This window comes from Streptomyces sp. NPDC007157 (assembly GCF_040634235.1).
Classification (GTDB): domain Bacteria; phylum Actinomycetota; class Actinomycetes; order Streptomycetales; family Streptomycetaceae; genus Streptomyces.
The window spans coordinates 303,672-316,721 of sequence record NZ_JBEYFE010000003.1 but is presented as its reverse complement, the minus strand read 5'-3'; the positions used below and the strand labels follow the sequence as shown (position 1 = coordinate 316,721).

The following is a 13,050-nucleotide window of genomic DNA, read 5'->3' as shown; positions in this document are numbered from 1 at the left end:
CCGGCGTCCCCCTCACCCTTCAGGAGATTCACATGTCCGATGCCATCGGGCCGGTTCAGCCAGTGCTGGAACCCGCGGCAGCCGCTTTCGCGAAGGCGACCGCCAATCCGCCGTACCTGTTCGACCTGCCCCCGGCGGAAGGGCGCAAGGCCGTCGACGAGGTGCAGTCCGGCGAGATCGACAAGCCGACCGTCGACGAGGAGTGGATCACCGTCCCGGGCGGGCCGACGGGCAGCGTTCGCGTGCGCGTCGTCAAGCCGGCCGGCGCCGAGGCCACCCTCCCGGTGATCATCTACATCCACGGCGCGGGCTGGGTGTTCGGCAACGCCCACACCCACGACCGCCTGGTGCGGGAACTCGCCGTCGGCGCGAACGCCGCGGTGGTCTTCCCCGAGTACGACCTGTCGCCCGAGGCCCGCTACCCCGTCGCCATCGAGCAGAACTTCGCGGTCGCCCAGTGGGTCGTTCAGCAGGGTGCGACGAAGGGGCTGGACGCCGCCCGCATCGCGGTCGTCGGTGACTCGGTGGGCGGCAACATGGCCGCCGCGCTGACGCTGATGGCCAAGGAGCGCGGCGGCATTCCGCTGGTGCAGCAGGTGCTGTTCTACCCGGTCACCGACGCGAGCTTCGACACCGGCTCGTACCACCAGTTCGCGGAGGGCTACTTCCTGCGCCGCGACGGCATGCAGTGGTTCTGGGACCAGTACACGACCGACGAGGCCGAACGGGCGCAGATCACCGCCTCCCCGCTGCGGGCCACCCCCGAGCAGCTCGCGGGTCTCCCGACGGCCCTGGTCATCACCGGCGAGGCCGACGTGCTGCGCGACGAGGGCGAGGCATACGCCAACAAGCTCCGCGAGGCCGGTGTTCCGGTCACCGCGGTCCGTTTCCAGGGCATCATCCACGACTTCGTGATGCTCGACGCCCTGCGCGAGACCCACGCTGCCGAGGCCGCCATCACGCTGGCGACCGGCACCCTGCGCGCCGCCCTGCACACCGTCTGAACCCGAGGAGACACCCCGACATGACCACGAACGCGCCCACCGTCGTTCTCGTCCACGGCGCCTTCGCCGACGCGGCCGGCTGGTCCGGCGTCATCGCCGAACTGCAGGCCCATGGCATCCCCGTGATCGCCCCGCCCAACCCGCTGCGCGGCCTCGCCGCCGACGCCGCCTACGTCGCCTCCGTGGCCGCCCAGATCGACGGCCCCGTCGTGCTGGTCGGCCACTCCTACGGAGGCGCCCTCATCACCGTGGCCGGTGTCACGGAGAACGTCGTCGGACTCGTCTACGTCGCCGCCTACGTCCTGGAGGAAGGCGAGAGCCTCGGCGAGCTGCAGGGCCGCTTCCCGCTCTCCCCGCTGGTGAGCAACCTGAAGCAGTGGACGTACCCCGTCGAGGGCGGTGACCCCGCGGTCGAGGTCACCATCGCCGCCGACGCCTTCCCGTCGATCTTCGCCGCCGACGTGCCCGCCGACGTCACCAAGGTCCTCGCCGTGACCCAGCGGCCGCTGGCCGCCGCGGCCTTCGAGGAGACAGCCGCCGCGGCCGCCTGGAGGACCAAGCCCTCCTGGGCCCTGGTGTCCGGAGCGGACAAGGCGATCAACCCCGAGGTCGAACGGTTTGGCGCCAAGCGCGCCGGGGCGACCGTCGTGGAGATCGAGGGCGCATCGCACGCGGTCGCCGTCTCCCAGCCCAAGAAGGTGGCCGACCTGATCCGCGACGCGGTACTGGCGACGAGCTGACCGGCGGCGCACCTGCCGCGCGGACGAACTCCCTTCGTCCGCGCGGCAGTCTCCGCACCTCGGTCCGGAGCGCCGCGTGATCGGCTTGGCGTATGCGAACTTCATGGCCCGCGGTACGACGAGGTGGTCCTCGGCGATCCGGAAGACGACGTGGAGGAAGAGGGCACGAGGTTGCCGAGCATGAACTTGGCTGTCCGTCACAGCGGTGTGCGCAGTGAGGTGCGGCCGTTTCGCCAGGCGGTGAGGAGGTGGTTGCCGAGCCGGTTCTCGGACCATTCGGTGGCGTCGACGCCGAAGGCGATGTCCTCGTCGAGGAAGGGCTCGGTTTCCAGGAGACCGCCGACGACGTCCCGGCGGACGATCTGCTCGTGGACCGCGTCGGCCTCCACGTGCTCGGTGTAGAAGTGCACGGCCGCGGGGCCCGCGCCGACTCGCGCGAGGCCCTGGGCGAGGCGTCGCGAACCGGGCGACGAGGTGGTCTCCACGGCCGCGAAGTGACCCACCAGCGCCCCGCGCAGTGCACGGTGGAGTCCGAACAAGGACATGAGGTTGACGTTCGTCAGCATCTCGGCGCCGGCCGAGTCGACATAGCGTCCGTACGCGCTGTCCAGGCCGAGGTCGGCCATCAGGTCGGCGAACAGCCGGGCGTGGATGCGCTCGGGCCGGCCGGCGCCGAACTCGTCGTACTCGACCGCGACCATCGCGGCCTTCGCGCGGCCGGTAAGACGCGGGATGACCCAGGCGTGCGGGTCGGCTTCCTTCAGGTGATACAGGGAGCGTTGGGCCGCGTACTCGCGGAACTGCCACAACTCCCCCCGCTCCTTGAGGAACGAGGAGGGACCGTCGCCGTCGACGGGTTCCACGAGAAGTTCCGCCAGAGCCTCTTGTGCCTTTCTGGGCGGCCCGACGTCGGCGCGGAGCGCGGACAGGAAGCGGTGTTCCATCTCCGCCCGCAGCCGCAGCAGGCCAGGCTCCCACTCCCACTCGGGGTCGACGCCGGTGAAGCCTCGGTAGTGCAGTTCGTAGCAGAGGTAGAGCGCGAGTTGCAGATCGTCCCCGTACGGGTCCGCGTGCGCCGCCGTCACCCGCTGTGGCAGCGGCGTCCCGGCGGGACGGGTCAGCGACTGCCGTACGGTGCGGGAGAGTTCGCCCCTGCTGCGTGGCAGCGCGGGGCCGGTGGCGCGATCGAGTGCGGCCGGTGCGGTGCTGGTCATGCGGTCCGCCTCTTCTCCCGGGCACGATGGCTGGTGTCGCACCAGGGGTAGGCCCGGCTGCGGCGGCAGACGCAGAGCGCGACGGTGAAACGGTCCGAGCACACGGTGCTCCCGTCGTCCAGCACTACTTCGACCGGTCCATCGACGAGGATCGGCCCGTCGCTCGTCAACGTGACGCGGCGCGGTTGTTCAGTGCGTCCGTTCGGCACGGATGATCACCAACTCTTCCTTCTCCTCGCCGGCGTCGACGAGTCCCTGCTCCCGCAGCCACGCCCCGCGCGAGCGGAGCACCGGGCCGAAGGGCACCAGACGTCGGTCGGTCACCCGGGCTTCGAGTCCTGACCGCTCCAGGCAGGCCAGGGTCGGTGCGATGCCGCACAGGGCGGAGTGCACGAGCAGCAGCGCACCGCCGGGACGCAGCGAGGTATGCGCGCGGCGGCAGATCCGGTCCAGCAGGAGGCGTCCGTCGACACCCGCGTCCCACGCCACCGCGGCACGGTGGCGGCGGGGGACAACCCCGGGCGTCGGGACGTAGGGCGGATTGCTCACGACGAGGTCGAACCGGCGGCCGACGACCGGGCCGAACAGGTCACCGTGGAGGACTTCGACGGGCAGGCCGGCCAGCCGGGCGTTGAGCCGGGTGGCGAGGACCGCCCGGTAGGCCCTGTCGACGGCGGTGACGCGGGCGCCACGCCGGGCCGCGGCCAGGGCGAGAGTCCCGGCACCGGTCCCCACGTCAAGGACGGCGGCTCCGGCGCCGATGTGCTCCCGGCCCAGGGCCTGGGCCAGCAGCAGGGTGTCGTGCTGGGGGGCGTACACCCTCCACCGGGCCGGCATCGGGCCGACTCCGCGGTCGTTCCGGGTCGTCGTGTCGATCACGCCTGTACCTCGCAGCCGCGCCCCGAGCGAGTCACCGGACGCACCCGTGGGGTGGCTCAATGCGACAGGGCGCCTCACGGGCGAGCCTCATAAGGCACACCCGACCAATGCGTCACCGCACCGAGTGCCCGGCGAAACGGACCTCACACGACACAGCGGACACTTCCGATGGGCCCCAAGCAGACCGACCGGGCTGCCGCCGACCGCTGGCTCGGCCTGGGCGCGGACCTGATCAGCTTCGGCCGCGCCTTCCTCGCCAACCCCGACCTGGTGGAGCGGCTCCGCACCGGCCTGCCGCTCGCGCCGGCCGACCCTGCCACCTACTACCAGGGCGGCGACACGGGCTATCTCACCTATTCCGCCTACCAGTACACCGCCTGACCGGACACGAAGGACGAGGAGGGAGGGGAAGAACGGGAAGGACGGGAAGCGCGATGACTGCGGCCGTGCCGGCGTCGCTCCTGAGGCGTGTATCAGCGTCTCGAAGGCATCGGCCAGTGCCCACTGCTGGAAGGACCAGGAGCGAGCGGACGGTTCCGGCGATGCTCAGCCCGTGGCTGCCAGGTGAGGGGTCCGGCCGCGCAGCGCCGCCGAGAAGCGGTCCGTGACCTCCGCCAGCGCCTCGGCCGACCCGGGGGCCACGGTCAGCCGGCCGTCGGCGTCGGTCGTGATGTCCTTGTCGAGCGTGAACCAGCCGGGGACGACGTGCGCGGCACCCATCGAGCTGAGCACCGGGCGCAGGGCGTAGTCGATGGCCAGGACGTGCGCCGTGCTGCCACCGGTCGCCAGCGGCAGCACGGTCTTGCCGGCCAGCGCGTACTGCGGGAGGAGGTCGAGCAGTGCCTTGAGGAGACCCGAGTAGGCCGCCTTGTAGATCGGCGTGCCGATCACCACGCCCTCGGCCCGCTCGAACAACGCGGTGGCCTCGGCGACGGCCGGATGCGCGAAGTCCGCACCCAGCAGGGCTTCCGGAGGCAGGTTGCGCACGTCGAGAGCGATCACCTCATGGCCCTGCGCGGCCAGACGGCGGTCCAGGTGACGCAGCAGACGCGCGGTGCGTGAGGTGGCGGACGGGCTTCCGGAGACGGACAGGACAGTGGCCATGGTGAGCCTTCCAAGTCGGGGTGGGGAGTCGTTCAGGACGTCACGACGGCCACCGCGGGGCGGGGCCCGGTCTCGGCCGCGGGGGCCGGCGCGTCGCGGTCCGTGAGCAGGTTCCCGGTGACCGGGGCGGCGCTGCTCACGGCAGTTCGAAGCGGTGCCGCGGGGACGAACAGTCGGCCGCCGCCACCGCTCGTTCCACGTCCTCGGCCGGCAGGAACCGGCGCGCCACGAGGTCCTCGGCATGCCGGTGCTGAAACCGATCTGGAGCCGGCCCCGGGACAGGACGTCGGCCAGCGCCAGGTCCTCGGCGAGCCGGAAGGGGCTCTCGTAGCCGATCGGGATGACCGCGGTACCGAGTTCGATCCGTTCGGTCCGCTGCCCGGCCGCCGCGAGGAAGACGGCCGCCGAGCCGACGCCGTGTTCGAGGTGGCGCTGCCGGATCCAGGCGCCGTCGTAGCCGAGCCGCTCGCCGTACTCGAACAGCCGGAGGGTCTCCTCCAGGCCGGGGTAGGGGTCGTCGTCAGCGAAGTTGCCGGGTGTCAGGAAGGCCAGTGAGGTGATGGTCGGAGTGCTCATGGGTCGCCGGTCCTCAGCTCGTGGTGGTCTCGGCGGCGGGGGAGGGGACACGCCCGCCCGGGATCGCCGCCAGCAGCTCGCGGGTGTACGCGTGGCGCGGCTCGGAGAACAGGTCCTCCGGCGGACCCGTCTCGACGACCCGTCCGGCCCGCATGACGGCGACCTGGTGCGCGATCTGCCGTACGACGGCCAGGTCGTGCGAGATGAACAGGTACGCCACGCCGGTGTCCGCCTGCAACTCGGCCAGCAGGTCCAGGACTTGGGCCTGCACGGACACGTCGAGCGCGGAGACGGGCTCGTCGCACACCACCAGGTCGGGGGAGAGGGCCAGGGCACGCGCGATGGCCACCCGCTGGCGCTGTCCGCCCGACAGCTCCGCCGGGCGGCGCTCCAGGGTCGCGGCGGGCAGTGCGACCCGGTCGAGGAGTTCCCGGGCGCGGTCGAGCCGGGCGGCGCGGTCGCCGACCTTGAACGCCCGCAGCGGCTCGGTGATCACCTCGCCGATGGAGAATCGCGGGTCGAGCGAGGCGTACGGGTTCTGGTAGACGAGCTGGGCGCGCCGGCGCAGCTGCCTGACCTCGGCGCCCTTGGCGGTGGTGACGTCGGTCCCGTCGAACAGCACCTGCCCGGAGGTCGCCTCGGCCAGGCGCAGCACCAGCCGGGCCGTGGTGGACTTGCCCGAGCCCGACTCCCCGACCAGGGCGAGGGTCTGCCCGCGCCGCAGGGTGAGGCTGACGTCGTCGACCGCGCGCAGGGTCCGGGACTCGCCGTCGGCGCGCGGCAGCCTGAACTCCTTGACCAGGTTGCGTGCCTCGACCAGGGGAACCGCCGGGTCGGCCGGGGCGACGGAGACCGGGGTACGGGGGCGGGCCGTGGTCAGGCTCGGGGCGGCGGCCAGCAGCCGCCGGGTGTACTCGTGCCGTGGGTCGGCGAGGACGGCCCGGGTCTCGCCCGCCTCGACCACCCTGCCCTGGGACATGACCACGAGACGCTGGGCCCGGTCGGCGGCCACCCCGAGGTCGTGGGTGACCAGCAGGATCGCGGTGCCAGACTCCTCGGTGAGGCTCTGGAGATGGTCGAGGATGACCCGCTGCACGGTGACGTCCAGCGCGCTGGTCGGCTCGTCGGCGATGATCAGCCGGGGCTTCGCGGCGATCGCGACGGCGATCAGGGCCCGCTGCCGCATGCCGCCGGACAGCTCGTGCGGGTACTGCCGGGCCCGGACGGCCGCGTCGGGCAGCCCGGCCCGGTCAAGGACGGCGACCGCCTCGACCGCCGCCGCCCGGCGGGTCGCCAGGCCGTGGACGCGCAGCACCTCGGCGACCTGGTCGCCGATCCGCTCGACCGGGTTGAGCGAGACCGTCGGATCCTGCGGGACTAGGCCGATCTGCGCGCCGCGCACGGTACGCAGCTCCGCCTCCGACAGCGTCGCCAGATCGTGCCGGCCGAAGCGGACCGTGCCCGCGTCGATGGTGCCGTTCGCCGCCAGCAGCCGGGTGACGGCGTGTGCGGTGGTGCTCTTGCCGGAGCCGGACTCGCCGACCACGGCGGTCACCTGCCCGGGCCATACGTCGAGGTCCACGCCCCGTACGGCCGAGACCGTGCCGCCCCGGGTGCGGTAGGACACGGACAGGCCGCGGATCTCCAGGAGTGGTGTGGTCACGTTCTCACCGTTCTCGCGTGCGTCACCGTGCTCATGTGCGTCGTCGGTCATCGCTGCCGCGCCCATTCGCCGTCCAGCGCCCTGGCGATGCGGTTGGTGGCCAGGACGGTCGCGGCGATCGCCAGCCCGGGCAGTGCGGTCAGCCACCAGGCGTTGGCCAGGTAGTTGCGGCCGTCGGAGATCAACGTCCCCCACTCCGGGGCGGGCGGCGGCGCGCCGTAGCCGAGGAAGCTCAGCGCCGACACGGCCAGGATCGAGGAGCCGAAGTCCAGGGTGGCCAGGACGATCACCGGCCCCGCGGCGTTGGGCAGCACGTGCCGGCCTAGGACCGAGTACCAGCGGGTCCCGCAGGACCGGGACGCCTCGACGTACACCGCCTGCCGCACCCGCAGCACCTCGGCCCGCGCCACCCGGGCGAAGGAGGCGACGCTGGCGATGCCGACCGCGACCGCCACCTTCACCGTCCCGTACCCGAGCGCGGTCACCAGCGCCAGCGACAGGAACAGCGCGGGGATGGAGAGGAGGACGTCGACGAAGCGCATCAGCACGTCGTCCACCCAGCGGCCCACGAAGCCGGCGACCACACCGAGCAGACCACCGACCACGAACGCGACCAGGACCGCGATCAGCGTGGCCTTCAGGGAGAGCTGGGCGCCGTGCACCACGCGCGAGAAGACGTCGCGGCCCAGTTCGTCCGTGCCGAACCAGTGACTGCCGCTCGGACCGCGGAAGTTCTGGGACGGCACCCCCTTCAGCGGGTCCTGCGAGGTGAACAGATCCGGCCAGAAGGCGGCCAGCACCACCAGTACGAGAACGACGGCGGACACCAGCAGACCGGGGCGGCGCAGCAGGAAGCGGAGCACCCGGCGGATGTCGGCGGGCCGTCCGGGTGCCGCGGGGGGTCCCGTCTCGACCGGCCGGGCGAGGCCGAGGGCGGCCTCGGCCTGGTCGTCGACAAGGCTCTGACTCATGCGAAGCTCGCCCTTCTGTCCGAGGCCACCACGATCCGCGGGTCCAGCAGCGGATAGACGAGGTCGACGAGCAGGTTCGTGGCCACGAAGATCAGCGCGCCGAACACCACCACCCCCTGGACCAGCGGGATGTCCTGGGTGGTCACCGCCCCGGCGGTCACCCGGCCCAGACCGTCGCGGGAGAACACCGTCTCGACCACCACCGAACCGGCGATCAGCTGCCCGACCAGCAGGCCCACGACCGTCAGCGCGGGCAGCGAGGCGTTGCGCAGCGCGTGCCGCAGATGCACCCGCCACCGGCCGGCGCCCTTGGCCCGCGCGGTCTCCACGTAGGCCTGGTCCAGCGCCGTCAGCAGGCTCTTGGCCAGCACCTGGGCGACCTGCGCGCCGGTCGGGATCGCCAGCGTCAGGGCCGGCAGCACCAGGCCGCGCAGCCCGTCGTTGCCGAACGCCGGGAACCAGTGCAGCCGGAACGAGAACGCCTCGACCAGCAGCAGACCGACCCAGAACGTCGGGACCGACACCCCCAACGGGGGCAGCGACAGCAGCAGTTGCCGCAGCCACCGCTGCGAGGTGTACGTCGCCACCACCGCGAGGCCGCCGCCGAGCACCACCGCCAGCAGCAGCGCGGCACCGGTCAGCTGGAGCGTCTGCGGCAGCGCGTCGGCCAGCGTGGCGGTCACCGGGCGGCCGGTGGAGACCGCGTCGCCGAAGTCCCCGCGCACCGCCCGGCCCAGATACTCCGCGTACTGCACCAGCACGGGCTTGTCGAAGCCGTACTCGTGCCGCAGTTTGGCGAGTTGGGCCGGGTCGACCTCCCCCGAGTCCATTCCTGCCCCGGCTATCGCGGAGACCGGGTCGCCGGGCAGGAAGTCCAGCACCAGGAACGACACCGTGTACGCCGCCCACAGCACCCCGACCGCCTGCGCCAGCCGTTTGATCACATAGCGCCGCATCCGCTACCCGATCCAGGTGTCGTGCAGCTGGACGCGGCTCCCGGAGTCGAACTCCAGGTCGTGCACCTTGTTCGCGACGCCCAGCTGGGTCTGGAGCTCCACGACCGGCACGTTGTACGCGTTCCGCACGATCAGTTGCTGCGCCTCGGTGACCAGCTGCCTGCGCTTCGCGGTGTCCGTGGTCGCGGCCTGCGCGGACAGCGCCGTGTCCAGTGAACTGGCGGGCAGGTGGTAGAAGTTGCCCAGCTGGGAGGAGAAGGAGCCGCGCAGGATGTCGGGGTCGGCGCGGGTCACGTTCCCCCACACCACGTCGAAGTCACCTGACTGGAGAGTGGTGGCGAACTGGGTGACCGGCAGCTGCTTGAGCACCACGTCGATCCCGACGGCCTTGAGCTGCTGCTGAACCAGCTCCAGCGCCGGCTGGTTGGTGGCGGAGTTGGGGAACCAGGTGATGGTCAGGCTCAGCTTCTTGCCGCCCTTGGTGCGGACGTCGTCGCCGTCGGCCTTCCAACCGGCCTGATCCAGCAGGGACTTGGCCTTGGCCGCGTCGAAGGACAGGTCCGAGGAGAGATCCGTGTAGTCGGGCGTGGTGTGCGCCAGGATGCTGGTCGCCGGCTGGGTGCCGGTCGGGAAGACGGTGTCGGCGATCTGCTTCCGGTCGACGGCGGCCAGGATCGCCTGGCGCACCTTCGTGTCCTTCAGCAGGGGCCGCGAGTTGTTGAGTCCGAGACCGAACACCACGCCGGGGTTGGCCCGGCTCTGCAGGGCGACCTGGCCGCCCTTGAGCGCCGCCTCGTTCGCCTTGCCGACGCTGCTGATCACGTCCACCTGCCCGGACTGGAGACTGCCGGCCCGCACTCCCGCCTCGGGCACGACCTTGAACACCAGCTTGTCCAGGTAGGCCTCGCCCTTCTTCGACCACAGCGAGGAACCCCAGTCGTACCCGGTCCGCCTGGCCAGGGTGACCGACTGGTTCTGCACGTACTGCTTCAGCTCGAACGGCCCCGAGCCGACCACGCCGTCACTGCACTTCTGCTGCGGGGACTTCCGCACGCTCGCCGACGACTCGATACCCAGCGAGTGAGTCGAAGTCGCTTGCAGGAACTGCGCGTTGGGCTGCTTGAAGGACACCTTGACGGTGAGCGGGTCGACCACGGCGGTGCTCTTGACGCCGCTCAGATAGCCCTCGGCGAGGGTGCCCAGGGCGCCGAGCTTGGGTACCGCGTCGAAGTTGTCCTTGACCACCTGGGCGGTCAACTTGGAGCCGTCGCTGAAGGTGACCCCCGACCGCAGGTGGAACGTGAACGTCGTCGCGTCGGTGCTGATGTCCCAGCTCTTGGCGAGCCACGGCACGATCTTGCCGGTCTTCGGGTCCTGGTCGGTCAGGGAGTCCACGATCTGGCGCACCGAGTAGATGGTGTCGTTGCTGCCGACCTGCTGCGGATCCACGCAGCCGGCGTCGGATCCCACCGCGAAGGTCAGGGTTCCGCCGTTCTTCGCCGGGCCGCTTCCGCCGCCGGAGCCGTCGTCGCCCGAACCGCACGCGGTCAGCAGGACGCTGGTGGTCAGGAGCGCGGCCAGGGGCGCCCATCGGGAGGGTCTGAAATCCGGAAGTGCAGTCACGGAGGGCTTTCTCCTACTCGTGTCACCCGGCACGGGGTGCCGGGTGTCGGGGCGCGAGGCACGGCCGTGCAGGGGCGTGCGGCCCCGGCCGGGGGAGGCGCTGTGCAGACGGAGGGCGAACGCAGGGCAGGTGGACGACACCGGGGACCGGTGGCGAGGGGAAGGGCGGCACGAAGAGGCCGTAGCCGGTGACAGAGGTCACCGGCGGCAGGCGGGCCTGGTCAGACCCGACAGAGGCAGCTGGTCGAGCGCTTCAGATCGATGTGGCGCCGGCGTGAGAGCCGGGAGTACGCCGTGGCGTCGGCGGGGGAGGCGGCCGGGTCATCGCTGTGTCGCATGCCGGTCCCTCCTCGTCTCCGGCCCCCGTCACGGGGCCACGCGCTTGCGGGAGTCATCGGTGAACCCGCCGGGCTTTCACCTGGAGCACCCCACCGCGTGGGAGGGTTGCCGGTCAGCGAGCCAGGGCTTGACGCTGACACTCAATGCCGTTGGCGATCGTACGGATCGATTTTGTCGTACGTCAATGCCGCGACCGATGTCCCGTTCGAGCGGATGCGACCATCTCAAGTGCCGGGACGCGTGGTGGACGCACCTTGTGTCGTGTGCTTTGATCCGGCCATGGAGACCGCAGGTCAGGCACGCGCCGTGCTGCTCGACCCGTTCTGGGTGGGCCGCCGGGCCGACCAGTTCGACCAGACCTGTCGCTGACCACCAGCTCCCCTCAGCTCAGCTCACCTCCTTCTCCTCGAAGCGCGTGAATACGCCGCGCGGCCCTTTTCACCGGCGTGTCCGTCGCGCGCACACCCGACCGCCCCGCCGCAACCCGTCGGAATGAGAGGCATGGCCGTCAACAGCATTGCTCCTGCAGGGGTGTTCGCCGCGCTGCGGGTCCGTGACTACCGGATCTACTGGAGCACGGGCCTGGTGTCCAACATCGGCAGCGCCATGCAGGGTGTCGCGCTGGACTGGTTCGTCCTGACGCTCACCCACAGCGGAACCGCGCTCGGCTGGGTCGCCGGACTCCAGTTCGCCCCCGTGCTGCTGTTCGGCCTGTGGGGCGGGGTCATCGCCGACCGGTACGACCGCCGGACCCTGCTCCTGTGGACCCAGACGCTGTACGCGGTCCAGGCCCTGCTCCTGACGGTCATCGTGTTCTCCGGCCATGCCGCGCTGTGGCTGCTGTACGTCCTGTCGTTCGCGCTCGGCTGCGTGTTCACGGTGGAGAACCCGGCACGCCTGTCCTTCGTCACCGAACTGGTCGGACGGCCCCTGATCCCGAAAGCGGCGGGCCTGAACATCCTGTCCCTGAACGCCGCCCGCCTGATCGGTCCCGCGATCGCCGGTGTGCTGATCGGGGCGATCGGAACCGGATGGGTCTTCGCCCTCAACGCCGTGTCCTTCACCGTCGTCCTCGCGGGTCTGCTGTCGATCCGGCCACGGTCACCGGAGACGCACGCCGCCTCCAGGCCGCCGTGGACCGGGGCGGGCGCGGAGGGGCTGCGCTATGTGGCGGCCCGACCCGAACTCGTGGGTGTGTTCACCGTCTTCGGCCTGGTCGCCACCTTCGCGGTCAACTTCCCCACCACGCTGACCCTGTTCGCCGGGCGCGTCTTCGACGTCGGTTCCCGGGGACTCGGCCTCATGAACACCGCACTGGCCGTGGGCACCGTCGCCGGCACGGTCGCCGCCACGCGCGGGGTCTCGCCCCGGGTACGGACGGTCGTCGTCGGCGCGCTGCTGTTCGGCGGTTTCGAGGCACTGGCGGCGGTCATGCCCACCTACCCCGCCTTCCTCGCCCTGCTGCTGCCGGCCGGCTTCACGCTGATGACGTTGAACACGGCGGTGAGCGCCTTCGTCCAGTCGGAGGTCAGCGACGCCATGCGGGGCCGGGTGATGGCGGTCTACACGGTGATCTCCATGGGCGGCAGCCCGGTCGGCGCCCCCGTCATCGGCTGGATCTCCCAGCACGCGGGGGTGCGCTGGGGGCTGGGCACGGGCGCGGCCACCGCCGTACTGGCCGCGCTCGGCGTGACGCTGTGGCTGACGCGGAGGCCACGCTCGGCACCGGCCCTGACCGCGTCGCCCGTGTCGGCCGTGTCGCCCGTGTCGGCCGTGTCGGCCGTGTCGCCCGTGTCGCCCGTGTCGCCCGTGTCGCCCGTGTCGGCCGGGGCGGCCGGGGCGGCCGCGCCACCGGTACCGCCCGCTCCGCCCGTCTCCCGATCCGTACCGGCGTCTGCGGCCGCGCCGACCGGTCGCGCGCCCTCCACCGATGACGAGCCGTCACGCGAACCGTCCACCGGGGGAACGCTCCATGACTGAC

At 71.6% G+C, this 13,050-nt stretch carries 12 protein-coding genes, 2 pseudogenes and 1 riboswitch; of the genes and pseudogenes, 4 read left to right on the top strand and 10 right to left on the bottom strand.

Annotated features, from left to right (window positions below; all coding sequences use genetic code 11):
- Nucleotides 1–32: 32 nt before the first annotated feature.
- Nucleotides 33–1,004 carry an alpha/beta hydrolase gene (locus ABZ642_RS06935; protein ID WP_360478319.1) on the top strand — a complete coding sequence of 324 codons (972 nt, stop codon included), beginning with the start codon at nt 33–35 and terminating at the stop codon, nt 1,002–1,004.
- 20 nt (nt 1,005–1,024) lie between these two features.
- Nucleotides 1,025–1,744, top strand: coding sequence for an alpha/beta hydrolase (locus ABZ642_RS06930; protein ID WP_360478316.1), 720 nt, complete (start codon nt 1,025–1,027; stop codon nt 1,742–1,744).
- 197 nt (nt 1,745–1,941) lie between these two features.
- Here ABZ642_RS06930 and ABZ642_RS06925 read toward each other — a convergent pair whose 3' ends face one another.
- The 3 genes from ABZ642_RS06925 to ABZ642_RS06915 are packed head-to-tail and all read right to left on the bottom strand — an operon-like array spanning nt 1,942 to nt 3,795.
- Nucleotides 1,942–2,958 carry an iron-containing redox enzyme family protein gene (locus ABZ642_RS06925; RefSeq protein WP_360478314.1) on the bottom strand — a complete coding sequence of 339 codons (1,017 nt, stop codon included), beginning with the start codon at nt 2,956–2,958 and terminating at the stop codon, nt 1,942–1,944.
- Nucleotides 2,955–3,167, bottom strand: coding sequence for a CDGSH iron-sulfur domain-containing protein (locus tag ABZ642_RS06920; protein WP_360478311.1), 213 nt, complete (start codon nt 3,165–3,167; stop codon nt 2,955–2,957). The genes ABZ642_RS06925 and ABZ642_RS06920 overlap by 4 nt, the downstream gene beginning before the upstream one ends.
- Nucleotides 3,148–3,795, bottom strand: coding sequence for a HemK2/MTQ2 family protein methyltransferase (locus ABZ642_RS06915; protein WP_360478908.1), 648 nt, complete (start codon nt 3,793–3,795; stop codon nt 3,148–3,150). Before ABZ642_RS06915 ends, ABZ642_RS06920 begins: the two co-directional genes overlap by 20 nt.
- Nucleotides 3,796–3,999: 204 nt before the next feature.
- Here ABZ642_RS06915 and ABZ642_RS06910 point away from each other — a divergent pair.
- Nucleotides 4,000–4,218 (top strand): annotated as a pseudogene (locus tag ABZ642_RS06910) (alkene reductase); the annotation flags it as partial.
- Nucleotides 4,219–4,383: 165 nt separating this feature from the next.
- Here ABZ642_RS06910 and ssuE read toward each other — a convergent pair.
- From ssuE to ABZ642_RS06875, 7 genes and pseudogenes are all read right to left on the bottom strand, one after another.
- Nucleotides 4,384–4,941, bottom strand: a complete 558-nt coding sequence (gene ssuE / locus ABZ642_RS06905) for an NADPH-dependent FMN reductase (RefSeq protein ID WP_360478905.1) — start codon at nt 4,939–4,941, stop codon at nt 4,384–4,386.
- Nucleotides 4,942–5,130: 189 nt separating this feature from the next.
- A pseudogene (locus ABZ642_RS06900) lies at nt 5,131–5,517 on the bottom strand (LLM class flavin-dependent oxidoreductase); the annotation flags it as partial.
- A gap of 13 nt (nt 5,518–5,530) precedes the next feature.
- Entirely contained in the window at nt 5,531–7,231 is a 1,701-nt protein-coding gene (locus ABZ642_RS06895; protein WP_360478308.1) for an ABC transporter ATP-binding protein, read from the bottom strand.
- The gene (locus ABZ642_RS06890) at nt 7,228–8,151 is read right to left on the bottom strand and encodes an ABC transporter permease (protein WP_360478305.1); all 924 of its coding nucleotides are present in this window, start codon (nt 8,149–8,151) and stop codon (nt 7,228–7,230) included. The genes ABZ642_RS06895 and ABZ642_RS06890 overlap by 4 nt, the downstream gene beginning before the upstream one ends.
- Nucleotides 8,148–9,107, bottom strand: a complete 960-nt coding sequence (locus ABZ642_RS06885; protein WP_360478302.1) for an ABC transporter permease — start codon at nt 9,105–9,107, stop codon at nt 8,148–8,150. Before ABZ642_RS06885 ends, ABZ642_RS06890 begins: the two co-directional genes overlap by 4 nt.
- 3 nt (nt 9,108–9,110) lie before the next feature.
- Nucleotides 9,111–10,730, bottom strand: coding sequence for an ABC transporter substrate-binding protein (locus tag ABZ642_RS06880; RefSeq protein WP_360478299.1), 1,620 nt, complete (start codon nt 10,728–10,730; stop codon nt 9,111–9,113).
- Between the two features lie 221 nt (nt 10,731–10,951).
- Entirely contained in the window at nt 10,952–11,068 is a 117-nt protein-coding gene (locus ABZ642_RS06875; RefSeq protein WP_360478296.1) for a putative leader peptide, read from the bottom strand.
- Nucleotides 11,069–11,103: 35 nt separating this feature from the next.
- Nucleotides 11,104–11,217: riboswitch (SAM riboswitch) on the bottom strand.
- A 353-nt stretch (nt 11,218–11,570) separates the two neighbouring features.
- Between ABZ642_RS06875 and ABZ642_RS06870 the strand changes: the two genes are divergently transcribed.
- Nucleotides 11,571–13,049 carry an MFS transporter gene (locus ABZ642_RS06870; protein ID WP_360478293.1) on the top strand — a complete coding sequence of 493 codons (1,479 nt, stop codon included), beginning with the start codon at nt 11,571–11,573 and terminating at the stop codon, nt 13,047–13,049.
- Nucleotide 13,050 lies beyond the last annotated feature (1 nt).